Origin of the sequence: Agromyces aurantiacus (assembly GCF_016907355.1) — a bacterium.
In the GTDB taxonomy this organism is placed as follows: Bacteria; Actinomycetota; Actinomycetes; order Actinomycetales; family Microbacteriaceae; genus Agromyces; species Agromyces aurantiacus.
The window spans coordinates 1,445,212-1,468,777 of the sequence record NZ_JAFBBW010000001.1 but is presented as its reverse complement, the minus strand read 5'-3'; the positions used below and the strand labels follow the sequence as shown (position 1 = coordinate 1,468,777).

Sequence of the window (23,566 nt, the reverse complement as noted above, 5' to 3'; positions counted from 1 at the left end):
TCGCGCGTGGGCCGCTATCGCAATCCGATCCTGCCGGGTTGCCACCCCGACCCGAGCATCTGCCGGTGGGGCGACGAGTTCGTGCTCGTCACGAGCACCTTCGAGATGCTGCCCGGGCTCCCGGTGCACCGGTCGCGCGACCTCGTGCACTGGGAGCTCGCGGGGCACGCCGTCCACCGGCCCGGGCAGCTCGACCTCTCGAGCGTGCCCGCATCGGGCGGGCTCTTCGCGCCGACCGTCCGCGCGCACGGCGGACGCCTCCACGTCGTGTGCACGGTCGTCGGCGGGAACGGGCGCCGCGGGCATTTCCTCGTGACGGCGTCCGATCCGGCCGGGCCCTGGTCCGATCCGGTGTGGTTCGACGGGATCGAGGGCATCGATCCGTCCCTCGTGTTCCACGACGGCCGCGTGTGGCTGCACGGCACGCGGCTCGCCGACCCCGGCGACTGGCCCGAGCAGACCGAGGTGTGGCTGCGCGAGCTGGATGCCGCGACCTGGGCGCCGATCGGCGACGAGCACGTGCTGTGGCGCGGCGCGCTCCTCGGTGCACGCTGGGCCGAGGGCCCGCACCTCTTCCATCGCGCCGGCCGCTGGCTGCTGCTCGCGGCGGAGGGCGGCACCGAGCGCGACCACGCGATCGTCGTGGCGTACGCCGACGAGATCACCGGGCCCTATGCGGGCGACCCCGGCAATCCCAGGCTCACGCACCGCGATCTCGGCTCGCGCGCCGAGCTCGTCGACGTCGGGCACGCCGACCTGGTCGACGACGACGACGGCCGCACCTGGGCGGTGCTGCTCGCCACGCGTCTGGTCGAGGGTCGCCGGAGCCTCCTCGCCCGCCAGACCTGCCTCGTGCCGGTCGAGTGGGAGGACGGGCGACCGGTCTTCGCGCCCGGCGTCGGGCGCGTGGCGCTCGAGGTCGAGTCCGAGGGCGTGCCGGAGATCGCGACGCCACCGGCCGACGGGGTCTCGCTCGGGGCGGCTGTCCAGGGTTCGGGCACCGAGTGGCTCGATCCCGAATGGAACGCGGTGCGCCGGCTGCCCGAGGAGGTCGTCGAGTTCGATGGCGACGGTGCCGTGCTCCTCGCCGGCGGCTGCCCGCCCGACCGCGTCGGAGGGCTGGGATTCCTGGGCGCCCGACTGCCCGGGCTCCGCTCGCTCGTGCGGATGCGGTTCTCGATCGAGCGCGCCCACGCCGGGTTCGCGGCCGGGCTGATGCTCCGCCACTCCGAGGCCGCGCACCTGACCCTGCTCGTGGAGGACGGCGCGGACGCGCGGCGGATCGTCACGACCGTGCGGTCGGCCGACGGCGCGACGCGCGCGATCGAGACGGCCGCGCCGGGCGACGGCGGCGTCGTCGAGCTGCGCATCGAGGTCGACGGGTTCACGGCCACGGGTACCGCGCGGGTGGGTGACGCACCCGAGATCGCAATCGGCACGGCGGAGGTCTGGGCCCTCGGGCCGGATGCCGCGGGCGGTTTCCTCGGCGTCTGGGCCGGTGCGCTCGCGGTCGGCGACGGCGTCATCCGCATCGACGAGCTCGAGGTGCGCCCGCTCGACTGAGCCGCCGCCGGGCGGGTGTCGGCGGGTCCCGGGAGGATGGTCACGACCCGAAGGGATGAGAATCATGACGCTCGTGACACCGGTCGACCCGGAGCAGCTCCACCGAAGCCCCGCCTTCGCGCAGGGCATGCTGGCGCCGGCGGGCCCCACGCTCTACGTCGGCGGCCAGAACGGCACGGATGCCTCGGGCACCCTGCTCGAGGGCCTGGGCCCGCAGACCGAACAGGCGCTCCGCAACGTGCTCGCGGTGCTCGACGCGGCCGGCACCGGCCCCGAGCACGTCGCCAAGCTCACGATCTATCTCGCGCCCGACATCGATCCGAGCGAGGCGTATGCGGCGACCGGCTCGGTGTGGGGCGGGCAGCGCACCGCCGTGACCGTGCTCGCCGTCGCACCGGCGCGACCGGGCGCGCTCGTCGAGATCGAGGCGATCGCCGCGGTGCCAGCCGAGGTCGGGTAGCACCGGAGGCGCCTACGGGGGTCCGCCCGGTCGGCGGGTCCCGACGGGGAGTCCCGGCCCCTACGCGTCGACGTCGTCGAGCCGTGCGATCACGACCTCGAGGAGGCGTGCGAGCTCGGCCCGGTCGCCGTCGCTCAGGTCCTGCAGCACGTCCGACTCGACCACGTCGGATCCGCGGATCGCGACGCTGAAGAACTCCCACCCGTCCTGGGTGAGGCCGACCTGGATGCGCGTGCGGTTCTCGGCGTCGGGCGTGCGCTCGATGAATCCGCGCTCGGCGAGCTTGTCGAGCCGATGCGTCATCGACGACGGCGCGACGTTGGTGAGGTCGGCGAGCTGGCTCGGGGTGAGCGCCGAGTCCGACTTGGCGAGTGCGGCGATGACGGCCCACTCCCCCGCCGTGACGCCGAGGTCGGCGAGCTGCCGGGCGTACCACTGGTCGAGCTTGCGCGAGAGGCTCCCGATCGCGGTGATCACGCGCTGCACCGACTCCTCGCCGCCCGCCGCGACGTAGGCGGCGACGGCCCGCCGGTGCTGCTCGGCCGCGCTCGGCCTCCGCTTCCCCATGCGGGAATTCTCGCACAGGCGTTTCGGTTGCTAAGATTTCGACATCGAAGTATTCGACGCCGAATCTCGGAGGATTCCGCGCGCCGGCTGCGTCGGACCCCGGGATCGCGTCATCCCCCTCGACCTGGAAGGAGTCCGCCCGTGCGCGCGATGCTGCTCGTCATCGCCTCCGGCATCGGTTCGCTCGGATGGGGAGGCGTGCTGCCGTACCAGTACGCGTACGCGGCCGACACGCGCGAGTGGGGCGCGATCGTCGCCGCCGCGGCGTCCTCGCTCTTCTCCGTCGGTGCGCTCGTCGCGGCGCCCATCGCGGGCCGCCTGAGCGACCGGTTCCCGCCGGTGCGCGTCGCGGTCGTGACGCAGCTCATCGGCGCGGCCGGCGCGGCGTCGCTCATCTTCGCCGACACGCCCGCGCTCTTCCTCGCGGGCATGCTCGTGTTCGGCCTCGGCCTGTCTGCGGCTGCGCCGGCCAAGCAGGTGCTCGCGCTGCAGTGGTCCTCGACCGGCGACCGCCGCAAGGTGTTCGCCTACAAGTTCACGGGCGAGGCGCTGGGCATGGCCGCGGGCGCGTTCATCGCCGGCCTCCTCGTCGACCTCGACCGGCCCGACGGGCTCGACGTCGGGTTCCTGATGGCCGCCGCGGGCTTCGCCGTGTCATCCGCCATCATCGCCATCGCCGGTCGCGGCGCGATCGTCCCGGCCGAGTTCGCCGCCGACCCGACCGGCGCGATCGCCGCCGTCGAGGGGCGCTCGCGCGGCATCCTGCGCCTGATCTTCGGCAACCCCGCGCTGCGCTGGACCGCGATCGTCACGATCACGCTCGCACTCGGCTTCTACGCGCAGTTCGAGTCGGGCCTGCCGGCGTACGGCATCACCGTGCTCGACGTCGACCCCGCCGCGATCGGGATCGCGGCCGCGGTGAACTGCCTCGTCATCGTCGCCATCCAGGTCGTGGTCGTCCGCGTCACCGCCAAGCGCAGCGCCCCGGTGCTGCTCATGGCCGTGGGCACGATCTGGGTGATCGCCTGGCTCGGGCTCTCGGCCGCGCAGCTCGCGCCGGGCGTCGCGTCGGCGATCTTCGTGATGACCTACGGCATCTTCGCCGTGGGCGAGACGATCTACAGCCCGGTCCTGAACCCGCTGACCGCATCGCTCGCCCCGAAGGGACGCGTCGGCCAGACGCTCGGCGCGATGGCCGCACTGCAGACCGCGTTCACGGCGGCCGGCCCGCTCGTCGCGGGCGTGCTGCTCGGCGCAGGTCTCGTCGACGGGTTCCTGCTCATGCACCTCGCGATCAGCGCACTCGCGGTCTTCGCCGCCTGGCGCGTGCACCGCGCGCTCGCCGCGCCGCGCGCCGCGGTCGCCCCCGAACCGCCGTTCACGCGGCCGATCCCGGTCTCGGGACCGGGCGCGGCGTGAGTCCGATCGGCAGGACCGGTCGGGCGCACCGGCCCTCGCCGAGCGAGCCGCCCCGCTGCTAGCCTCGCCGAAAGGGAGAGGGGTCACTGTGGACGTCATCATCGGAGCCGTCGTCGTGATCGCACTGATCGCCGGGCTCGTCATCGTGCTCGCGCTGCGCGGGCGGGCGGACCGATCGGGCACGTCGGAAGCCTCGGCCGACGCCCTCCAGGCCGAGGCGCAGGCCCGCGCGCACGCCTCCGGCGCCGCGCGCAACGCCGGCACCGGCGCGATCTGACCCGGCCACCGTCCCCGCCGGGTCGGGCCTCGTCGAGGTCCGACTCGAGACCGGCGCCATCCGGTTCGAGCGCGCCGGAGGCGACGGGGAGCCGATCGATCCGTGGACTTCCGCGGGTCGTCGTGATTCAGTGGTGACGTGGCTCACGTGGTCCGGGCGGACTACCTCGTCGTGGGCGCCGGCGCCACCGGGATGGCGTTCACCGACGCGCTGATCGACCACGCCCCGGGCGCGACCGTGGCGATGGTCGACCGGCGTCACGGCGTGGGCGGCCACTGGCTCGAGGCGTACCCGTTCGTGCGCCTGCACCAGGCCTCGGCGTTCTACGGGGTCGCGTCGACGCTGCTCGGCGGCGGCCGGGTGCAGCATCGCGGGCCCGAGGCCGGACTCCAGGAGCGCGCCACGCGTGCCGAGATCTGCGCGTACTACGAGGGCATCCTCGCCGACCGCCTGCTCGAGTCGGGTCGGGTCGAGTTCTTCCCGGGGTGCGAGGTGGTCGGCGACGGCCGGACCTTCGTCTCGCGCGTGTCGGGCGAGGAGTTCACCGTCACCGAGCACTGCCGCGTGGTCGACGCCCACTACCTCTCGCCGCGGATCCCGGCTGAGCTGGCGCCGCCCTTCGACGTGGCCGACGGAGCACGCGTGGTGCCGGTGAACGAGCTCGCGCACCTCGACCGGCCGCCGAGCGAGTACGTCATCGTCGGGTCGGGGAAGACCGCCACGGATGCCTGCGTGTGGCTCCTGGCCCGCGGGGTCGATCCCGGCGCGATCCGCTGGGTGCGGCCGCGCGACCCCTGGATGCTGAACCGCGCGGTGGTGCAACCCGACCCCGCGGTCTTCCTCGGCATGGTGGCCGACACGATGCAGGCGGCGGAGTCGGCGTCCTCGCTGGCGGACCTGTTCCTGCGGCTCGAGGACGCCGGGGTCATGCTGCGCATCGATCCCGCGATCGAGCCGACGATGGCGCGCACGCCGACGCTCGCGGCGTGGGAGCTCGACCTCCTGCGCTCCATCCCGAACGTGGTCCACCACGGCCACCTCGCGGCCGTCCGGTTCGGTCGCCTCGAATTCGTCGACGGCGCGGTCGTTCGCGTCGCCGACGACGCGCTGGTGGTGCACTGCGCGGGCGAGGGCCTGCCGACTCCCCCGCTGGTCCCCGTCTGGGCAGCGGACGCCATCACGTTGCAGCCGATCCGCTCGGGATTCCCGTGCTTCGGCGCCGCCCTCGTCGGCTACGTCGAGGCGACGCGCGACGACGACGCAGAGAAGAACCGCCTCTGCCCGCCGTCGCCCTACGGCGATTCGCGAGCGGCGTGGGCCCGGATGACCGTCCTCGGCGCCAGGTCGGCGGCCGCCTTCGGATCCGCGCCCGACGTCGCCGCCTGGGCCGACACGGTCGCGCTCAATCCCGCGCGCATCCCGCCGGACTCTCCGCGCACCGCGGCCCTCGACGACGTGCTCGATCGCCTGCAGGCGCATCGTGGCCCAGGCCTCGCCCGGCTCGCGGAGCTGGCCGGGCTCGACTGACCGGGCTTCGAGACGCGCTCAGGCGGCCGGCCGCGCCGTGCTCTCGCGCACGACGAGGCTCGTCGCGAGGTCCATGCGGGGCGTCGGCGCGGCGGGCTCGAGCGGCGAGTCGGCGAGGCGGATGGCGAGCCGCGCCGCCTCCTCGCCCATGCGACGGAGCGGCTGGTGCACCGTCGTGAGCTTGGGCGTGAGCCAGGCCGCGAGCGGGATGTCGTCGTACCCGACGACCGAGAGCTCCTCGGGCACGCGGATGCCGCGCTCCCGCGCCGCCTCGAGCACGCCGAGCGCCTGCATGTCGCTGCCGGCGAAGATCGCGGTCGGCCGCTCGGAGCTGGGCACGTCGAGCAGCTCGCGCGCGCGGTCGCGACCGCCCGACACGTGGAAGTCGCCGAAGCGGATCCACGACTCGTCGATCGGCAGCCCGGCCGAGTTCATCGCCGACCGGTAGCCGTCGATGCGCGCGAGCGAGCACATCATGTCGGCCGGGCCGGTGATGGCGGCGATGCGGCGGTGGCCGAGCTCGATGAGGTGCCGGGTCGCCGCGAGCCCGCCCGACCAGTTCGCCGAGCCGACGGATGGCGCGTCGGGCGACGGGTCGCCGGCGGGGTCGACGATCACGAACGGGATGGCGCGCGCGTGCAGCTGTTCGCGGTACTCGGGCGCGAGGTCGCTGAACACGAGCACCACGCCGACCGGACGGCGGCGCATGACGCCCTCGACCCAGTCGGGGTCGGGCGAGTGCCGGGTGCCGCTCACGGTGAGCACGACGGAGAGCCCGTGCTCCTTCGCGACCGACTCGACCCCGTCGATGACCTCCATGGACCAGATCGGGTCGAGCTCGTGAAACACGAGCTCGATGAGCTCGGCACGCGATTCGGAGCGCCCGCCGCCCCGTCGGCGGTAGCCGCGTTCGGCGAGCACGTGCTCGACGCGCGCGCGGGTCGCGGCCGCGACATCCGCCCGGCCGTTCAGGACCTTCGAGATGGTCGAGAGGGACACGCCCGCCTCGTCGGCGAGGTCGGCGAGCGTGACGCGCTCGGCCGCGGCATCCGTTGACATGTTTCGGAGTCTAGCGTCGAAACTTCCGGAATCGGATGCCGCGACGCCGGTCAGCCGCGGATCTCGCTCGCCGACCCATCTGCGCCGACCACCGGGATCACCGCGCCGCCGCGAACCCACAGCGGCACGGTGTCGAAGCCGTGCCGCTCCCGGCGCCACGCACCGCCGTCGACGGTCTCGCGCGTGAACCAGTTCGTCCAGCGACCCTCGGGCAGGTAGTACTCGACGTCGCCCGACGCCGAGAACACCGGCGCGACGAGCAGGTCCGGCCCGAGCAGGTACTGCCGGTCGAGGTACGCCGCCGCCGGGTCGCCGGGGAACGCGAGCGGCATCGGCCGCATCACGGGCGTGCCCGTGCGGTGCGCCTCCTCGCCAGCGGCGACGAGGTACGGCCGCAGCGACGCCTTGAGCTTCGCGAACGTGCGCGCCACCTCGACGGCCGACTGCCCCGGCGCCTCGTCGCCGCGGTCGAACGCCCACGGCACGCGGTAGCTCGTCGAGCCGTGCAGGCGCGAATGGCTCGAGAGCAGCCCGAACGCGAGCCAGCGCTTGAACACCGCGGGGTCGGGGTCGCCCTCGAAGCCGCCGATGTCGTGGCTCCAGTACCCGAAGCCGCTGAGCGCGAGCGAGAGCCCGCCGCGCAGGCTCTCGGCCATCGACGTGAACGACGACGAGTTGTCGCCGCCCCAGTGCACGGGCATCGACTGGCCGCCGGCGGTCGCCGACCGCGCGAACAGCACGGCCTCGCCCGCGCCGCGCTCGGCCTCGAGCACCTCGAAGACCGCGCGGTTGTACAGCTGGGTGTACCGGTGGTGCATCGCCTCGGGGTCGCTGCCGTCGTGCCAGACGACGTCGATGGGGATGCGCTCGCCGAAGTCGGTCTTGATGGCGTCGACGCCCTGCGCGATGAGCCGCCGCAGGTGCTCCTGGAACCAGCGCGTCGCCTCGGGGTTCGTGAAGTCCACGAGCGCCATCCCGGCCTGCCAGAGGTCCCACTGCCACACCGAGGCATCCGCTCGGCGCACGAGGTAGCCGTGCTCGACGCCCTCGCGGAACAGCTGCGACCGCTGCGCGATGTACGGGTTCAGCCACGCGCTCACGCGCAGGCCGCGCTCGTGCAGGCGCGCGAGCATGCCCTCGGGGTCGGGGAAGACCGCCGGGTCCCACTCGAAGTCGGTCCAGTGGAACTCGCGCATCCAGAAGCAGTCGAAGTGGAACACTTCGAGCGGGATGTCGCGCTCGGCCATGCCGTCGATGAACGCGTTCACCGTCGCCTCGTCGTAGTCGGTCGTGAAGCTCGTCGAGAGCCAGAGCCCGTACGACCAGTCGGGCACGCGCGCCGGTCGGCCGGTGAGCCGCGTGTAGCGGTCGAGCACCTCGGCGGGCGTCGGCCCGGCGATCACGAAGTACTCCAGGCACTCCCCCGCGACCGAGAACTGCACCTGCTCGACCGCCTCCGAGCCGACCTCGAACGACACGTGCCCGGCGTGGTTCACGAGCACGCCGTAGCCGCGGTTCGTCAGGTAGAACGGCACGTTCTTGTAGGACTGCTCGCTCGACGTGCCGCCGTCGGCGTTCCAGATGTCGACCGTCTGGCCGTTCTTCACGAGCGGTCCGAAGCGCTCGCCGAGCCCGTAGACGAGCTCGCCGACCCCCAGCGAGAGCTGGGTGTGCAGGTACGCGGATGCCTCGGCGAGCCCGGTCGTCGTGATGCCCGTGACGCCCGCGGGCTCCGCCGCCACCGGCGCACCGGACGCGAGCTTCATGTACCCGACCGACTTGTGCCCGCTCGAGGTGACCGGCTCGCCCGCGGCATCCTCGAACACCAGGTCCCACGGCGCACCACGGCGGATGCGCGCCCGCAGGGAGCCCGCGTCGACCACGCCGCCCTCGTCGTCGGCCGCGACCGACGCGCGCCACGTGTCATCCGCCGCGATCTCGAACCCCACGTCGCGCGGCGTGCCGCAGTGGTGCTCGACCCGCACGCGGATCACGCCCTCGGCCGGGCTCGCGAGCGACAGCGTGAGCATGGGCCGGTTCAGCGTGTCGCCGCGGCCGGCGATGACGCGGGTCGGCGCCCAGACCACCAGCTCGTCGCCGCCCTCGTCGCCCAGGACCGCGAGGTCGCGCGCCTCCTGCGCGTAGAGCGCCTCGACGCCCGGGCGAGCGTGCCAGAACCCGTCGGTGAACTTCATTACTTGACCGCTCCTGCCGTGATGCCCCTCGTGAGGGTGCGCTGGAAGATGAGGAAGAAGACGAGCGTGGGGATGAGGCCGAGCAGGGCCGACGCGCTCGTGGTCGTGACATCCATCAGCCGATCGCCCTGCAGCACCGTGATCGCCACGGGGACCGTCTGGGTCGAGTTCGACACGAGGAACGTCAGCGGGATCAGGAACTCGTTCCACGTCCAGATGAAGAAGAAGATGAGCAGCACCGAGAGCGTCGGCCGCGAGATCGGGTAGACCACGCGCCAGAGGATCTGCCAGCGCGAGGCGCCGTCGAGCGACGCGGCCTCGAGCAGCTCCTTCGGGAACGTCGAGTAGACCGACGCGAGCAGGTACGTGCCGAAGGCGGACTGGATGACGGTGAAGATGATGATCACGGCCCACTGGCTGTCGTAGAGGCCCACCTGCTTGAACATGAAGTACAGCGGGTAGAGCAGCACCTCCTGCGGCAGCATGTTCGCGAGCAGGATGAGCACGACGATCCAGAGCCGGCCCTTCACGCGCCCGATGCCGAGCGCGAAGGCGTTGAGCATCGAGATGAGCACCGCGAACACCGCGACCATCCCCGAGATGAACACGCTGTTCCACAGCTTCTCGGGGAAGTCGACGCGCTCCCAGAACTTCACGATGCCGTCGAAGTAGAGCTCGGTCGGCAGCGTCAGCGGACCGGAGGTGTTGTAGTCGGCCGGCGACTTGAACGAGTTCACGAGGATCAACAGGAACGGCACGGCGATGAGGAAGCCCAGCGCGATCGCGACGAGCAGCACGAGCCAGTCGCCCGCGGTGCGGCGGGCCGGGCCGCCGGGGCGGCGGGAACGCCGCGCGCGGCCGGTGCCGCGGAGGTCGCGGCGCGCGCGACGCGCGGGCGCGTCATCCGTCGGCAGCTCGATGTCGCGCCGCTCGGGGTCGAGCTCTTCGACGATGGCGGTCATCGCCCCGCCTCCTTCTTCTCCATGCGGTGCTGGGCGAGGATGAACAGCACGCTCACCGCGGCGATCACCACGGTCAGCGCGGTCGCGATGGTCGCGCCGTAGCCGACCTGCTGCGACTGGAAGAACTCGCTGTATGCGTAGTAGGCGGGCACGATGGTCGCGGTGCCGGGTCCGCCGCCCGTGAGCGCGTAGACCGGGCCGAAGACCTTGAGCGCCGCGATCGTGCACGTGAGGGTGACGACGAAGATCTCGGGGCGGATCATGCCGAGCGTGATCGCCCGGAAGCGCTGGAACCAGTTCGCGCCGTCGAGCTCGGCGGCCTCGTACAGCTCGGGGTCGACGCGCTGCAACGCGGCCATGAAGATCACGATCGGGTAGCCGAGCTGCACCCAGACCATGATCACCATGATGCTGGCGAGCGCGGTGTCGGGGCTGCCGAGCCAGTTGTGGGCGAGGTGGCCGAGCCCGACCGCCTCGAGCACCTGGTTCAGCGCGCCGTTCTTGGGCCGCAGGATCCAGCCGATCACGATCGCCGCGATCACCGCCGGCAGGATCTGCGGCAGGTAGTACGTCGCGCGCAGGAAGCTCGCCAGCTTGCCGCCGAACTTGCGGCCGATGAGGTCGAAGAGCATCGCGGCGAGCAGCAGGCCGAGGAGGGTCGGCACGATCACCATCGCGAGGATCATGGCGATGGAGTTGCCGAAGCTCGTCCAGAACACCTCGTCGCCCATGAGCTCGACCCAGTTCTCGAGGCCGATCCACTGCGGCGGGCGGATGCCGCGGTACTCCGTGAACGTGAGGTAGACGTTCCAGACGAGCGGCACCACGACGATGATCGCGAGGAGCGCGAGTCCGGGTGCGAGGTAGAGCCAATAGGTGCTGCGTCGGGCGCCGGGGATCAGGCCCTCCTCGGGCCCGCGCGGGCGACGGCGCGACGCGCGGCGGGCGGATGCGGCATCCGCGGCCTCGATCGTCGTCGCGGCCCTGGTGTCGAGGGCTGACATGGTGGTCCTTCCGGTGGTCCGTCCGGGTCGGCGGGGTCGGTGGTCGGGCGATGGAGCGGGACGTCGGGTCGCGGTGGACGACGACGCCCCGAGGGGCGGATGCCGCGGCGCACGCACTCGCCGCGGCATCCGGGCCGGTCAGCGGGTCAGCCGACGATGTCGTCGACGCCCGACTGGTACTGCTCGCCGAGCTGTTCCTGCACCTCGGCCGGCGACTTCGTGCCGTTCACGAGCTCCTGCAGGCCCGCGTTGAGCTCGTCGTAGAACGTCGGCGTGGGCCAGTCGGGGTAGAACGAGATGCCGTCCTTCTCGTTCAGCGCGTTGAAGTTCGCGATGAGCTCCTTCGACTTCTCGTCGGTGATGTCGGCCTCGTCGGCCGCGACGGGCACGCCGCCGTTGTTGCCGATGAGCGCCTGGATCTCGGGGCGCATCGTGATGTCGATGAACTGGTACGCGAGCTCCTTGTTCTTCGCGCGCTCGGGCACGACCCACATGTTGCCCGCGGAGCCCGGCGAGAGCTCGGTTTCGGGGAAGAGGAACGTGCCCCACTCGAAGTCGGTGATCTCGCTCTGGAAGCGGCCGTACCACCAGCTGCCCGAGTAGAAGATCGGGGCGTCGCCGCTGATGAAGCTCACGCCGGCGTCCTCGGCCTTGAGGCCCGAGGCATCCGTCGAGATGTAGCCCTTGTCGGTCCAGTCCTTGATCGTGTCGGTCGCGAACGAGATCTCGTCGCCCGACCAGTCGACCGGGTTCTCGTACAGCTGGTAGTCGTTCACGAACTGCCGGTCGGCCTCGGTGAGCGCGAGCTGGTACCAGAGCTGGCCGAGCGGGTACTCGGCGGCCGACTCGGCGAGCGGCGTCGTGCCCTGGTCGGCGAAGGTCTGCATGACCTCCTCGAACTCGGCGAGCGTGGTCGGCACCTCGACGCCGGCCGCGGCGAACGCGTCCTTGTTGTAGTAGACCTGCACGAACTCGCCGTAGTTGGGCACGCCGTACCAGCTGCCCGAGCCCATGATGCCGTTCTCGTCGTACTTCGCGGTGGTCTGCAGCGATGGCGCGAGCTGGTCCGCCCAGCCGTACTCGTCGACGACGTCGTCGAGCGGCGTGAGCAGGCCCTCGCTCGAGAGCAGGCCCGCCGTCGCGTTGCCCTTGTTGTACTCGAGGATGTCGGGCGCCTCGTCGGAGTTGAGCACCTGGCTGGCCGTCGAGCGGATCTGCTCGAAGCTCTTCTCCTCGAACTCGACCGTCGCGCCGGTCTCCTCCTCGAAGGTCTTGATGGCCTGGTCCCAGGCGACGCCCATGGCCGAGTCGGCGCCCTCGTAGTGCCAGAGGCGCAGGACGTCGTCGTCGCCTCCCGAGTCGCCGGCCGAGCAGCCGCTCAGGATGATCGCCGCCGCCGCGAGCGACGCGGCCGTGGCGAGGGTTCTGGTGTGCTTCATTGCTACCTCCTGGTGTGGGGTGGTGCGGGGGGGGTGCGGTTGGTGGGTGGTGGCGCCGGGTCTGGTCTTGGGTGTCGAAGCGCTTCGAACGGCGGCGAACGGATGTCGCGGGGCGACGCCTCGTGTCAGTCCGAGGCGCGAGGCGGCGCGGTCGAACCGTGCTCGCGGTACTCGGGGGCGATCAGGCGGACGCCGGCCGGCACCTCCTCGCGTTCGACCAGGCGCATCGCGAGCTCGACCGCGAGCTCGCACGACGCGCCCGGCACGAGCGGGATCGAGTCGATCGCCGGGTGGAAGGCGGACGTGTCGAAGGTCGCTCCCACGGAGACGACCGACACGTCGTCGGGCACGCGGCGACCGAGCGCCGCGAGCTCGTCGAGCGCGACGGCGTGGGCCGTGTCGTCGCAGTGCAGCACGAGCGCGGTCGAGCCGCCGTCGAGCAGCGTCCGGACGGCGGCGCGCACCGACGCGCGACGCGGGCCGTCGTTCTCGGGCAGCACGGTCGTGCAGGCGAGCCCGAGCTCGGACGCGCGGGCCTCGAGCCCGCGCCGCACGCGCGGCGGGAAGTTCGACTTCTCGTACGACGTCGGCGGGTGGCCGATGAAGCCGATGGAGCGGTGCCCGAGCCCCGCGAGCCGGTCGACCGCGAGCGCCGCGGCGGCCTCGAAGTCGAGGTCGACGCACACGAGCCCGTCGTGGTCGTCGGGCACGCCGATGAACACGGTGGGCAGCGAGATGCGACGCGCCAGGGCCACGCGCTCGTCGTCGGGCGCGACATCGAGGACGAGCACGCCGTCGGCGAGCCCGCTCGAGGCGACGCGGCGCATGCCGGCCGACGCCTCCTCCTCGGTGAGGAGCAGGATGTCGTACTCGTACCTGCGCGCGGCGATCGAGGTCGCGAGCACGAACGCCATGTGGGCCGGCGCGTGCGTGTCGGCCCGGAACGGCTCGGTGAGCGCGAAGATCTGGGTCCGCCGGCCGGCGAGCATGCGTGCCCCGGCGTTCGGGCGGTAGTCGAGCTCGCGCGCCGCCTCCTCGATCCGCCGACGCGTGTCGGGCGAGATCGAGCGCTTGCCGCTCAGCGCGTACGACACGGTGCTGATGGACACGCCGGCGGCCTCGGCCACCTCGTGGATCTTCGCCATGTCGAGACTCCATCGTCTAAGCGTTTCGATTGGGACTGACGGGGACTCTACGCAGGTGTCGAAGCGTTTCGCAAGTGGTTTGTGGCAATTGAGAACAAATGGCTCGGATCGCGCGGCGTTCGGGTTGCGCGCGTCGCGCCATCCGGTTATGTTTGATCTGCCAACAAATCATCGACGACGCTGAGAGGCGGATCATGGCCAGCGCCCCGACCCGTGACGACAAGTTCTCCTTCGGTCTCTGGACCATCGGCTACAACGGCACCGACCCCTTCGGCGGCCCGACCCGCAACGCGCTCGACGTCGTGCACGCGGTCGAGAAGCTCTCCGAGCTCGGCGCGTACGGCCTCACGTTCCACGACGACGACCTCTTCGCGTTCGGCTCGACCGACGCCGAGCGGCAGACGCAGATCGACCGCCTGAAGCAGGTGCTCGCCGACACGGGCGTCATCGTCCCGATGGTCACGACCAACCTCTTCAGCGCACCCGTCTTCAAGGACGGCGGCTTCACGTCGAACGACCGCCAGGTGCGTCGCTTCGCGCTGCGCAAGGTGCTGCGCAACCTCGACCTCGCAGCCGAGCTCGGCGCGAAGACCTTCGTCATGTGGGGCGGGCGCGAGGGCGCCGAGTACGACGCGGCCAAGGACATCCGCTCGGCCCTCGAGCGCTACCGCGAGGCCGTGAACCTGCTCGGCGACTACGTGACCGACCAGGGCTACGACATCCGCTTCGCGATCGAGCCCAAGCCCAACGAGCCGCGCGGCGACATCCTGCTGCCGACGGTCGGCCACGCGCTCGCGTTCATCGAGTCGCTCGAGCGCCCCGAGCTCGTCGGCCTCAACCCCGAGGTCGGCCACGAGCAGATGGCGGGCCTCAACTTCGCGGCCGGCATCGCGCAGGCGCTGTACCACGGCAAGCTCTTCCACATCGACCTCAACGGTCAGCGCGGCATCAAGTACGACCAGGACCTCGTGTTCGGCCACGGCGACCTGCACAACGCGTTCGCGCTCGTCGACCTGCTCGAGTTCGGCGGCCCCAACGGCGGTCCGGCCTACGAGGGCCCGCGCCACTTCGACTACAAGCCGAGCCGCACCGAGGACGAGACCGGCGTCTGGGACTCGGCGGCCGCGAACATGCGCACCTACCTGCTGCTCAAGGAGCGGGCCGCGGCGTTCCGCGCCGACCCCGAGGTGCAGGAGGCGCTCGAGGCCGCTCGCGTGCCCGAGCTCGCCGTGCCCACGCTCGGCGAGGGCGAGTCGGTCGACGACCTGCTCGCCGACCGCTCCGCCTACGAGGACTTCGACCCGTCGGCCTACCTCGGCGGCAAGGGCTTCGGCTTCGTGCGCCTGCAGCAGCTCGCGACCGAGCACCTGCTCGGCGCCCGCTGACCCACCCACCCCGCTCTCCCCGCCACCCGCCACTTGCCACCCGCCACCCGCCACCCGCCACCCGCCACCCGCCACCCGCGCAATGCAGGTGCGGGGCCGTGTCGCACCAGGCCCGACCGGCGTGTCGCGCCGACACGCCGGGCGCGCACCTGCGTTGCGCCGGAGGATGCATTCGGAAAGGAACCCCGATGACGCTCGTCGCCGGCGTCGACTCGTCGACGCAGTCGTGCAAGGTCGTGGTCCGGGATGCCGCGACCGGCGCGCTCGTGCGCTCCGGTCGGGCCGCGCACCCCGACGGCACGGAGGTCGATCCGCAGGCCTGGTGGGAGGCCCTGCGCGCGGCGATCACCGAGGCGGGCGGGCTCGACGACGTCGCGGCGATCGCGGTGGCGGGCCAGCAGCACGGCATGGTCGTGCTGGATGACGCGGGTCGCGTCATCCGCCCCGCCCTGCTCTGGAACGACACCCGATCGGCCGGTGCGGCGCGCGACCTCATCGCCGAGGTCGGCGCGGCCGAGTACGCGCGCCGCACGGGCGTCGTGCCGGTGGCGTCGTTCACCGCGACGAAGCTGCGCTGGCTGCGCGATGCCGAGCCGGATGCCGCGGCGCGCGTCGCGGCGGTCGCCCTCCCCCACGACTGGCTGTCGTGGCGGCTGCGCGGCTTCGGCCCGGCGGATGACGCGGACGCTCCGCTCGGCCCGGTGCTCGACGAGCTCGCGACCGACCGGTCCGACGCGTCCGGCACGGCGTACTGGGGCGCCGGCGGATACGACCGCGACCTGCTCGTGCGCGCCCTCGGCCACGACGCGGTGCTCCCGCGCGTGCTCGGTCCGACGGACGCCGCGGGCCCGATGCCCGGCGGCGGCGCGCTCGTCGGCGCGGGCGCGGGCGACAACGCCGGTGCCGCACTGGGGCTGGACGCGCGCCCCGGCGACGTGGTCGTCTCGATCGGCACGAGCGGCACCGTCTTCGCGGTCGCGGACTCGCCCGTCGCCGACGCCGCGGGCACGGTCGCGGGGTTCGCCGACGCCACCGGTGCGTGGCTGCCGCTCATCGCGACGCTGAACGCCGCGCAGGTGCTCGACGTCGTCGCACGCCTGCTCGGCGTCGACCACGACGAGCTCGGACGGCTCGCGCTCGACGCCGAGCCGGGCGCCGGAGGCGCGGTGCTCGTGCCCTACTTCGCGGGCGAGCGCACGCCCAACCTCCCGGATGCCACGGCCTCGCTCTCGGGCCTGACGCTCGCGAACACGACCCCCGCGAACCTCGCACGCGCGGCCGTCGAGGGCCTGCTGTGCGGGCTCGCCGACGGGCTCGACGCCGTGCGGTCGCAGGGCGTCGAGGCGCGGCGGATCCTGCTCATCGGCGGGGCGGCGCAGAATCCGGCCGTGCGGCGGATCGCCGCGCAGGTGTTCGATGTGCCGGTCGTGGTGCCGGCCCCGGGCGAGTATGTGGCCGACGGCGCGGCGCGGCAGGCGGCGTGGACGCTCACGGGCGAGCGGCCGGCCTGGCCGGTCGAGCTCGCCGCCGAACTGCCCCCCGACCCGCGCGGAATCATCCGCGCGCAGTACGCCGAGCGGGCGGCCGACGTCGCCGAGGCCGCCATCCGCTAGCTTCTCGGGTGCCGGTCCCACCCCCCTCCTCCGGCGGCAGGCACGCGGCCGAGCCGGGATCTCGCGGGTGCGCGAAGGAGGCCCCGGGCCCCGTCGGGCTTAGCATGAAGGTGAGACGTCGCCCGTACGACGGCGCCCCGACCACGAGCGAGGGAGCGAAGATGTCAGACCGCACACCGGCCGGCGAGAACGCCGAGCCCGACCGCGAGGTCCGCGACGAGGACCGCGTGGAGGGCGTCTACACCGAGACGACCGAGGGCGCGCACCCGCGCGGCGTCGCAGGCGCCTACACGCGCACCGACGGTGTCGCCGACGACGAGTCGGAGGTCGGCGACTACGTGTCGACCGACGAGCACCCGCTCACGCACGACCCGGCCGAACGGCACGGGAAGTTCGTGCGCTCGGAGCCGCCGAAGCCGCACCCCGGCATGCACCACATCTGACGATCCGGTCGTCCTGAGCGCGTTCAGCCGCGGGCGAGCGATGCTCCCGCGGCCTCGAGCCATCGCAGCGGTTCGGCCATCGCGGCCGCGCCGCTGCCCGCGAGCTCGGTGAGCGAGGCGGATGCCGCGAAGCCCGTGGCATCCGCGTCGATCGCCCCTGCGACGAGTGCGACGGGCACGCCCCAGGCCGCCGCTCGCGCCGCGACCTCGCTCGGAACTTTCCCGGCAGCCGACTGCCCGTCGAAGCGGCCCTCGCCGGTCACGACGAGGTCGGCGCCGCGCAGCGCCTCGGAGAGCCCGATCGCATCGGCGACCGCGCCCGCTCCGCCGGCCATGCGCGCGCCCCAGGCGAGCAGCCCGAAACCGGTGCCGCCGGCGGCGCCCGCGCCGTGCTGCTCGCACAGGTCGGCGCCGCCGGGCACGGCGCGCACGAGCCGCGTGAGGTGCTCGTCCATGGCCTCGACGAGCTCGGGGGTCGCGCCCTTCTGCGGGCCGAAGATCGCGGCGGCGCCGAACGGGCCGCACAGCGGATTGCTGACGTCGCTCAGGATGAGCGCGCCGTCCCGCGGCAGCGGCCGCAACGCGCTCAGGTCGACGCGCGCCAGCGTGCCGACGCCGCGGTTGCCGAGCCGCACGGGCCGGCCGTGCGCGTCGAGGAACACGCCGCCGACGGCCGCGAGCGCGCCGACCCCGCCGTCGGTCGACGAGCTTCCGCCGATCGCGAGCAGCAGCCGGGTCGCGCCCGCGTCGAGCGCGGCGGCGATCGCCTGGCCGAAGCCGAACGTGTGGGCGTCGAGCGGGCGGAGCGGGTCGAGCAGTGTGATGCCGCTCGTCATGGCGAGCTCGACCACCGCCGCCCCACCGGGCAACCGCAGCCAGGCGGCATCGACGGGGCGGTCGTCGGGCCCCTGCACCGTGACGGGCACGCGCTCGGCGCCGGGCACGGCGGCGGCGAACGCGTCGAGCGTGCCCTCCCCGCCGTCGGCCATGGGCTTCTCGACGAGCTCGTCGGACGGCGCGACCGAGCGCCAGCCGCGTGCGAGCGCGTCGGCCGCCTGCGCGGCGGTCGCGGTGCCCTTGAACGAGTCGGGCGCGAGGACCACGCGACGGCTCATGTCGCGCTCGTCGGCCCGGCGGCGCCACGCCGATCGTCGGCGGTGGGTGCGGGCACGTGCGAGAGCCACTCGAGCGCGCGGGCGAGGAGCGCCCGGTGCCCGGCCGAGTCGTACGAGCGCGCGTCGTGCCCGAGCGCGTCGTACACCAGTCGCGACCGGCCGAACTCGCGGGCCCAGACGAGCGGATGGCGCACCCCGCCCTCCTCGTGCTCGGCGATCGGCTCGATCACCTCGAGCAGCCGCAGGTTCGCGTACCGCTCGTCCTCGACCGTGAAGTCGTCGAGCCCCTCGCACACCGCATGGGTGCCGACGAGGTGCACGCGGGCCTCGCCGAAGGGCGGATGCCAGGACACCTCGGGTTCCCAGCGGGCGCCGATCGCGTGGTCGAACGCCGGGTAGTCGCGCAGGCTCGACGCCGACGCGTGCATCGCGAGCACCCCGATGCCGCGATCCATCGCCGCCGCGAGTGCGGTGTCGTCGACCTCGACCTGCGCATCGGCCTCGACGCCGTCGGGGACGGGGCCGTCTGGGTCGCCGGCGTTCACGACGACCAGGTCGACGTCGTCGCGCAGCGCGGCGAGCGCGGCATCCACGTCGTCGCGCACCTCGACGTCGTACCCCGCGGCCGCGACGAGCTCGGCCAGCCGCGCACTGGTCTCGGCGTACGGGTGCCAGGGGTCGGCGTAGCGACCGGCTCCGCTCAGGATGATGGCGCGCATGGGTCCTCCTCGCTCGGCTGCATCGTACGGCGTTCAGTCGGTGAGCACCATGGCCCAGTCGTACGGGCCGAGCTCGACGCGCGCGACGCGCTCGCCCGTGACCGCGTCGACACCGATGACGGCGACGGATGCCGCGGGGCCGCCGTGGTTGACGAGCGTGAGGAGCCGTCCGCGGCGCGCGGCCTCGACGTGCGGGGGCAGCCCCGCGGCGACCGGCTCCACCCCGGTCGCCGCGAGGAGTCGGTCGACGACGCGCTGCACGCCGTCCTCGTCGGGCACGGTCGCGAGGTACCGGGCCGTGCCCGGGCCGACGCGGCGCACGGTGAGGGCGGGGTCGCCCGCGCGTCGACCGGCCGTGAACGCGGACTCGACCACGGTGTCGTCGGCGGTGAGGTGCACCTCCTCGGCGAGCAGCGTGCCGACGCCGGCGACCGGCCCGGCGGCATCGGTCGCGTCGCCCGCGAACGGCGCCTCGCGTTCGCCTGGCGCCGACGCCGCGGCATCCGGCGCGACGAGCGCCCCGAAGTCCTCGATGCGGATGCCGCAGAGCGGACCGAGCTGCGTCGCGAACCCGCCGTCGCGGAACCGGTCGCACTCGTCGACGAGGTCGGTGAACGGCCCGGCGAGCAGGTGCCCGCCCGCTTCGACGAACGAGGTCAGCGCCGCGGCATCCGCCTCGCGCACCAGGTACAGCAGCGGCGCGATCGCGAGGTCGTACCCCTCGCCGACCCGGGTCGCGGGCACGAGGTCGACCTGCACGTGCCGTCGGTGCAGCGCGCGGTACCAGCGCTGGATCACCGCGAGGTAGTCGAGCGCGTTCTGCGGGTGATCGGAGGCCTCGACGGCCCACCAGTTCTCCCAGTCGAACACGAGCGCGACCCGCGCGTCGCGCGCGCCGGCCGGCAGGGTCGGCAGCGCCGCGAGCGTCTCGCCCAGCGCGACGGCCTCGCGCCAGGTGCGCGTCTCGGTGCCGGCGTGCGGGAGCATCGCCGAGTGGAACTTCTCGGCACCCGCCCGCGACTGCCGCCACTGGAAGAAGAGGATGCCGTCGGCCCCGCGCCCGATGGCCTGCGCGCTGAGCGCCGCCATCTGGCCGGGCGCCTTCGGCGCGTTCGCCGGCCGCCAGTTCAGCGCGTTCGTCGCCTGTTCCATGAGCAGCCACGGCACCCCGGGCTTCAGCGAGCGCACGAGGTCGCGCTGGAACGCGGCCGCGCGGAAGGACTCGGGGTCGTTCGGGTCGGGGTAGCAGTCGTCGCTGACCACGTCCAGGTGCTCGGCCCATCGCGCGTAGTCCGCGGGCTTGAACGCGCCCATGAAGTTCGTCGTGATCGGCTGCGTCGCGCCGGCGCGCCGGATGAGCTCGCGTTCCATGAGGTAGCACTCGAGGAGCATGTCGCTCGTGAACCGGCGGAAGTCGAGCTCCTGCCCGGGATTGCGGCTGTACGGCGCCTTGCGCGGCGGGAAGACCTCGTCGAACGACCCGTACCGCTGCGACCAGAAGCTCGTGCCCCAGGCGTCGTTCAGCGCCTGGACGTCGCCGTAGCGATCGCTGAGCCACCGGCGGAACGCGTCGCGCGCGGCATCCGAGTAGTCGGCGTTCAGGTGGCAGCCGTACTCGTTGTTCACGTGCCACATCGCCACGGCCGGATGCTGCGCATATCGCTGCGCGAGGGCGTCGACCAGCTCGCCCGCGAGGCGCCGGTACACCGGCGAGGATGGCGCGAACTGCTGCCGGCTGCCCGGCCAGTACGTCGCCCCGTCCTCGTCCTGCGGCAGGATCTCGGGATATCGCGCGGTGGCCCACGGCGGGGGCGATGCGGTCGCGGTCGCGAGGTCGACCGCGATGCCCCCCTCGTGCAGCACGTCGATCACCCGGTCGAGCCATCCGAAGTCGAACTCGCCCTCGCGCGGCTGGATGCGCGACCACGCGAAGATGCCGAGGCTGACCATCGTGACGCCGGCCTCGCGCATGCGCGCGACATCCTCGGGCCACACCGCCTCGGGCCACTGCTCGGGGTTGTAGTCGGCGCCGTAGTGCACGGTGGGCCCTCCCTGATTCGATGCGGCACGCGTCATCCGCCTGCGCGCCGAGGATGACTCGTCGAGTGGGCGATCTTGGCGCATCCTGCTGCTGCGGGACCGTCAGGATCGCCCACTCGACGTGATGGGGCTCGGGGTCAGCCGAGGATGACCTCAGCCTCGCTGAAGAACTGGTCCACCGCATCATCCACCGTGATCGCGCCGAGGCCGATCGACTTGCCGAGGTCCCAGAACGTCTGCTCGAGCGAGCCGTAGCCCACGACCGGCACCGGGGGCGCGTCGCCGATGCGGTCGGCGACCGAGTCGAGGTAGTCGGCGACCTGCTTGTCGACGCCCTCGAGCGTCGTGCCGGCGAGCTTGGTCTCGGAGGCGGGGAAGCCGAGCGTGGTACCGAAGACCTCCCCGGCCTTCTCGCTGTTCACGACGTAGTCCAGCCACATCGCCGCCGCCTCGGGGTGCTCGGTGTCAGCCGAGATCGCCATCTGCAGGCCCGCCTGGCGGTAGAGGTCCGTGCCCGACGGGTCGTCGGTCGGGGGCGCGACCAGGGTGATCGACTCGGCGCCCGAGTCGGCGAGGTAGCCGCCGAGGAAGTTCGACCAGCTGCCCTCGCTCGCGGTGAGGTTGGCGCCGAAGCCCGAGATCGGAGAGATCTCCTCGAGCTTCTGCTGCGGGATCGCGACGCCGTCGCGCGCGGCGGCGCCCGAGTTCCAGAAGTCGCGCAGCTGGTCCTCGGTGAAGCCCAGCTCGCCGTCCTCCGTGTAGAGGTTGTCGCCCCGCGCGCGCAGCACGTTCTCGAAGGTCTGGATGCGCTGGGTCATGTCGGTGCCGCCGTAGACCGCGCCGCCGGTGGCCTCGGTCACCGACGCCATCCACTCGTCGTACTCCTCGTACGAGGTGCCGCCCTCGTAGGGCTCGACGCCGGCCTGCTCGATGAGCGCATCGTTGAGGAAGACGGCCCACGCGCTGTACCCGGTCGGCAGCGAGTACTGGGTGCCCTCGAGCTGCCCGGTCTGCTTGAGGCCGTCGTCGAACGCGTCGAAGTCGACGTAGTCGGCGACCTCGCCGAGGTCGAGCAGCAGGCCCGGTTCGGCGTACTCCCGCAGGTACGAGTCGGAGAACTGCCAGACGTCGGGCAGGCCGCCGCCGGCCGCCTCGGTCTTGCGCTTCTCCCAGTACGACGGGAAGTCGGTGAAGGTGCCGTCGATCGTGATGTTGGGGTGCTCCTCTTCGAACGCGTCGATGAGCTGCTGGTAGCGCTGGGCACGGTCGTCGTTGCCCCACCAGGTGAAGTTGAGGGTCACCTCCTCGTCGGGGTCGTAGGCGGATGCCTCGTTGCCGCCGCCCGCGCAGCCGGTGAGCGCGAGGGCCGCGGCCCCGGTCATGGCCGCTGCGGCGAGCATGCGTCGCCGGCCGTTCCTCGTGAACATGCGTGGTCCTCCGTCGTCGTCGTCGGGTGGGTGCGCCTGGGGGTGGGTTGGAAAGCGCTTCCCGAACGATAGCGCGGAGGACGGCGGAGCGTCAACAACCTCCCTGCGCGGTGGCGATCACCCGATCCGCACCATCGAATCGTCTCGGGGGGCGCGGCCATCCGCGATGGCGCGCCCGACCTGACCGCCGGGGCGACGAACGACCGACCGAGCGGATGGCGCGCCCGCGACATCCGCTCGCCGCTCAGCCCTTGCGCTGCTCGCGGTAGGCCGTCGGGCTGAGGCCGTGCATGCGGCGGAACTGCCGCGAGAAGTAGAACTGGTCGGCGTAGCCGACCTCTCGGGCGACCTCGGCGACATTGAGCCGGGTCGTGTCGAGGAGCCGCCGGGCGCGGGCCATCTTCAGGGCGGTGTGGTGCGCGAGCACGCCGCCGCCCGTCGCCTCTCGGAACAGCGCGCCGAGGTGCGACGCCGAGACGCCCACCAGCCGGGCGAGCTCGCCCACGCGGATGCTGCCGTCGACGCGCTCCTCGAGGTAGCGCATCGCCCGCTCGAGCGGCTCGCCCAGCTCCGGCAGGCGTCGGTCGACCGCGATCTGGGTCATGAGCCGCCAGGCGATGCCCGCCGTGGCGAGCAGCCGCGCGGGCGATTGGTCGCGCTCGAGCCCCGACACGATCTCGTCGAGCAGCGCCGTCACGCGGTCGACCGCGTGCAGCGACACGATCGGGCGTTCGAGCGACGCGCCCACCGCGTCCCACAGGTCGCCCAGGTCGCTGCCCCGCAGGTGGCACCACCAGATCGTCCACGGTCGCCCGTCGTCGGCGCCGTACGCGTGCGGCGTTCCGGCGGGGATCAGCGCGGCCGTGCCTGCGGCGACGCGCGTGCGCGCACCGCCGAGCTCGACCCATCCGCCGCCGTCGACGCAGACGATCACGATGGCCTCGGCGGCACCGCGCGGCCGACGGCGCAGGTGCCCCTCGGCCGCGGGGAACAGGCCGGCGTCGGTGACGACGAGCCGCCGGGTGACCGGCCGTGCGAGGGCCTGGTCCACGAGCGGGCGCGGCACGACGCAGAGACGCTGGTGCTCGAACCCCTCCCTGCGCTCCATGCGTCCATCCTCGCATCGCGAGCTGCTCCGGCGAGCGGATGGCGTGAACGCGCCGATCGTCGGAACGTCCATGCCGCTCGCCCGATCCGCCATGGGCAC

General features: G+C 72.8%; 20 protein-coding genes. 8 read left to right on the top strand and 12 right to left on the bottom strand.

The window, feature by feature from the left end:
* Positions 1-6 precede the first annotated feature (6 nt).
* Both JOD46_RS07015 and JOD46_RS07010 read left to right on the top strand, forming a co-directional pair.
* Complete coding sequence (locus JOD46_RS07015) at positions 7-1,563, top strand: glycoside hydrolase family 43 protein (protein ID WP_307834945.1); 1,557 nt, start codon at positions 7-9, stop codon at positions 1,561-1,563.
* Between the two features lie 64 nt (positions 1,564-1,627).
* Positions 1,628-2,023: a RidA family protein gene (locus tag JOD46_RS07010; RefSeq protein WP_204392822.1), complete on the top strand. Its 396-nt coding sequence runs from the start codon at positions 1,628-1,630 to the stop codon at positions 2,021-2,023.
* 60 nt (positions 2,024-2,083) lie between these two features.
* On the opposite strand, the gene JOD46_RS07005 is transcribed toward JOD46_RS07010, so the two are convergent.
* Positions 2,084-2,590, bottom strand: a complete 507-nt coding sequence (locus JOD46_RS07005) for a MarR family winged helix-turn-helix transcriptional regulator (RefSeq protein WP_204392820.1) — start codon at positions 2,588-2,590, stop codon at positions 2,084-2,086.
* Positions 2,591-2,740: 150 nt separating this feature from the next.
* Between JOD46_RS07005 and JOD46_RS07000 the strand changes: the two genes are divergently transcribed.
* From JOD46_RS07000 to JOD46_RS06990, 3 genes are all read left to right on the top strand, one after another.
* Positions 2,741-4,009 carry an MFS transporter gene (locus tag JOD46_RS07000; protein WP_239563397.1) on the top strand — a complete coding sequence of 423 codons (1,269 nt, stop codon included), beginning with the start codon at positions 2,741-2,743 and terminating at the stop codon, positions 4,007-4,009.
* Between the two features lie 88 nt (positions 4,010-4,097).
* The gene (locus JOD46_RS06995) at positions 4,098-4,286 is read left to right on the top strand and encodes a flagellar basal body-associated FliL family protein (RefSeq protein ID WP_204392816.1); all 189 of its coding nucleotides are present in this window, start codon (positions 4,098-4,100) and stop codon (positions 4,284-4,286) included.
* A 138-nt stretch (positions 4,287-4,424) separates the two neighbouring features.
* Positions 4,425-5,813 carry an NAD(P)-binding protein gene (locus JOD46_RS06990; protein WP_307834944.1) on the top strand — a complete coding sequence of 463 codons (1,389 nt, stop codon included), beginning with the start codon at positions 4,425-4,427 and terminating at the stop codon, positions 5,811-5,813.
* Positions 5,814-5,831: 18 nt separating this feature from the next.
* Here JOD46_RS06990 and JOD46_RS06985 read toward each other — a convergent pair whose 3' ends face one another.
* From JOD46_RS06985 to JOD46_RS06960, 6 genes are all read right to left on the bottom strand, one after another.
* Positions 5,832-6,872, bottom strand: a complete 1,041-nt coding sequence (locus JOD46_RS06985) for a LacI family DNA-binding transcriptional regulator (protein ID WP_204392814.1) — start codon at positions 6,870-6,872, stop codon at positions 5,832-5,834.
* Between the two features lie 50 nt (positions 6,873-6,922).
* Positions 6,923-9,067: an alpha-xylosidase gene (gene yicI, locus JOD46_RS06980; RefSeq protein WP_204392812.1), complete on the bottom strand. Its 2,145-nt coding sequence runs from the start codon at positions 9,065-9,067 to the stop codon at positions 6,923-6,925.
* The gene (locus JOD46_RS06975; protein WP_204392810.1) at positions 9,067-10,029 is read right to left on the bottom strand and encodes a carbohydrate ABC transporter permease; all 963 of its coding nucleotides are present in this window, start codon (positions 10,027-10,029) and stop codon (positions 9,067-9,069) included. Before JOD46_RS06975 ends, yicI begins: the two co-directional genes overlap by 1 nt.
* On the bottom strand, positions 10,026-11,033 hold the full coding sequence (locus JOD46_RS06970; protein ID WP_204392808.1) for a carbohydrate ABC transporter permease: 1,008 nt from the start codon (positions 11,031-11,033) through the stop codon (positions 10,026-10,028). Before JOD46_RS06970 ends, JOD46_RS06975 begins: the two co-directional genes overlap by 4 nt.
* Before the next feature lie 146 nt (positions 11,034-11,179).
* The gene (locus JOD46_RS06965; RefSeq protein ID WP_204392806.1) at positions 11,180-12,472 is read right to left on the bottom strand and encodes an ABC transporter substrate-binding protein; all 1,293 of its coding nucleotides are present in this window, start codon (positions 12,470-12,472) and stop codon (positions 11,180-11,182) included.
* 125 nt (positions 12,473-12,597) lie between these two features.
* A complete protein-coding gene (locus JOD46_RS06960) occupies positions 12,598-13,617 on the bottom strand; it encodes a LacI family DNA-binding transcriptional regulator (RefSeq protein WP_204392804.1) in 1,020 nt (339 codons plus the stop codon).
* Between the two features lie 194 nt (positions 13,618-13,811).
* Between JOD46_RS06960 and xylA the strand changes: the two genes are divergently transcribed.
* The 3 genes from xylA (at position 13,812) to JOD46_RS06945 (ending at position 17,058) form a co-directional block, all read left to right on the top strand.
* On the top strand, positions 13,812-15,002 hold the full coding sequence (gene xylA, locus JOD46_RS06955; RefSeq protein WP_204392802.1) for a xylose isomerase: 1,191 nt from the start codon (positions 13,812-13,814) through the stop codon (positions 15,000-15,002).
* A 188-nt stretch (positions 15,003-15,190) separates the two neighbouring features.
* Positions 15,191-16,615 carry a xylulokinase gene (gene xylB / locus JOD46_RS06950; protein ID WP_204392800.1) on the top strand — a complete coding sequence of 475 codons (1,425 nt, stop codon included), beginning with the start codon at positions 15,191-15,193 and terminating at the stop codon, positions 16,613-16,615.
* 161 nt (positions 16,616-16,776) lie between these two features.
* Positions 16,777-17,058, top strand: coding sequence for a hypothetical protein (locus JOD46_RS06945; protein ID WP_204392798.1), 282 nt, complete (start codon positions 16,777-16,779; stop codon positions 17,056-17,058).
* Between the two features lie 23 nt (positions 17,059-17,081).
* On the opposite strand, the gene JOD46_RS06940 is transcribed toward JOD46_RS06945, so the two are convergent.
* The 5 genes from JOD46_RS06940 to JOD46_RS06920 all read right to left on the bottom strand — a co-directional run bounded on the left by JOD46_RS06940 (position 17,082) and on the right by JOD46_RS06920 (position 23,467).
* The gene (locus JOD46_RS06940) at positions 17,082-18,173 is read right to left on the bottom strand and encodes a glycerate kinase (protein ID WP_204392796.1); all 1,092 of its coding nucleotides are present in this window, start codon (positions 18,171-18,173) and stop codon (positions 17,082-17,084) included.
* Complete coding sequence (locus tag JOD46_RS06935) at positions 18,170-18,892, bottom strand: ThuA domain-containing protein (RefSeq protein ID WP_204392794.1); 723 nt, start codon at positions 18,890-18,892, stop codon at positions 18,170-18,172. Before JOD46_RS06935 ends, JOD46_RS06940 begins: the two co-directional genes overlap by 4 nt.
* A 33-nt stretch (positions 18,893-18,925) precedes the next feature.
* A complete protein-coding gene (locus JOD46_RS06930) occupies positions 18,926-20,932 on the bottom strand; it encodes a beta-galactosidase (RefSeq protein ID WP_307834943.1) in 2,007 nt (668 codons plus the stop codon).
* A gap of 137 nt (positions 20,933-21,069) precedes the next feature.
* Positions 21,070-22,359: an ABC transporter substrate-binding protein gene (locus JOD46_RS06925; protein WP_204392790.1), complete on the bottom strand. Its 1,290-nt coding sequence runs from the start codon at positions 22,357-22,359 to the stop codon at positions 21,070-21,072.
* 244 nt (positions 22,360-22,603) lie between these two features.
* Positions 22,604-23,467, bottom strand: a complete 864-nt coding sequence (locus tag JOD46_RS06920; RefSeq protein ID WP_204392788.1) for a helix-turn-helix transcriptional regulator — start codon at positions 23,465-23,467, stop codon at positions 22,604-22,606.
* Positions 23,468-23,566 lie beyond the last annotated feature (99 nt).

Coding starts and splice junctions, on each gene's coding strand:
- JOD46_RS06940 (WP_204392796.1), bottom strand. CDS start 18,173: ATGAGCCGTCGCGTGGTCCTCGCGCCCGACTCGTTCAAGGGCACCGCG.
- JOD46_RS06960 (WP_204392804.1), bottom strand. CDS start 13,617: ATGGCGAAGATCCACGAGGTGGCCGAGGCCGCCGGCGTGTCCATCAGC.
- JOD46_RS06945 (WP_204392798.1), top strand. CDS start 16,777: ATGTCAGACCGCACACCGGCCGGCGAGAACGCCGAGCCCGACCGCGAG.
- JOD46_RS06925 (WP_204392790.1), bottom strand. CDS start 22,359: ATGTTCACGAGGAACGGCCGGCGACGCATGCTCGCCGCAGCGGCCATG.
- JOD46_RS07005 (WP_204392820.1), bottom strand. CDS start 2,590: ATGGGGAAGCGGAGGCCGAGCGCGGCCGAGCAGCACCGGCGGGCCGTC.
- xylA (WP_204392802.1), top strand. CDS start 13,812: ATGGCCAGCGCCCCGACCCGTGACGACAAGTTCTCCTTCGGTCTCTGG.
- JOD46_RS07010 (WP_204392822.1), top strand. CDS start 1,628: ATGACGCTCGTGACACCGGTCGACCCGGAGCAGCTCCACCGAAGCCCC.
- JOD46_RS06935 (WP_204392794.1), bottom strand. CDS start 18,892: ATGCGCGCCATCATCCTGAGCGGAGCCGGTCGCTACGCCGACCCCTGG.
- JOD46_RS06920 (WP_204392788.1), bottom strand. CDS start 23,467: ATGGAGCGCAGGGAGGGGTTCGAGCACCAGCGTCTCTGCGTCGTGCCG.
- JOD46_RS07000 (WP_239563397.1), top strand. CDS start 2,741: ATGCTGCTCGTCATCGCCTCCGGCATCGGTTCGCTCGGATGGGGAGGC.
- JOD46_RS06965 (WP_204392806.1), bottom strand. CDS start 12,472: ATGAAGCACACCAGAACCCTCGCCACGGCCGCGTCGCTCGCGGCGGCG.
- JOD46_RS06970 (WP_204392808.1), bottom strand. CDS start 11,033: ATGTCAGCCCTCGACACCAGGGCCGCGACGACGATCGAGGCCGCGGAT.
- JOD46_RS06975 (WP_204392810.1), bottom strand. CDS start 10,029: ATGACCGCCATCGTCGAAGAGCTCGACCCCGAGCGGCGCGACATCGAG.
- xylB (WP_204392800.1), top strand. CDS start 15,191: ATGACGCTCGTCGCCGGCGTCGACTCGTCGACGCAGTCGTGCAAGGTC.
- JOD46_RS06985 (WP_204392814.1), bottom strand. CDS start 6,872: ATGTCAACGGATGCCGCGGCCGAGCGCGTCACGCTCGCCGACCTCGCC.
- yicI (WP_204392812.1), bottom strand. CDS start 9,067: ATGAAGTTCACCGACGGGTTCTGGCACGCTCGCCCGGGCGTCGAGGCG.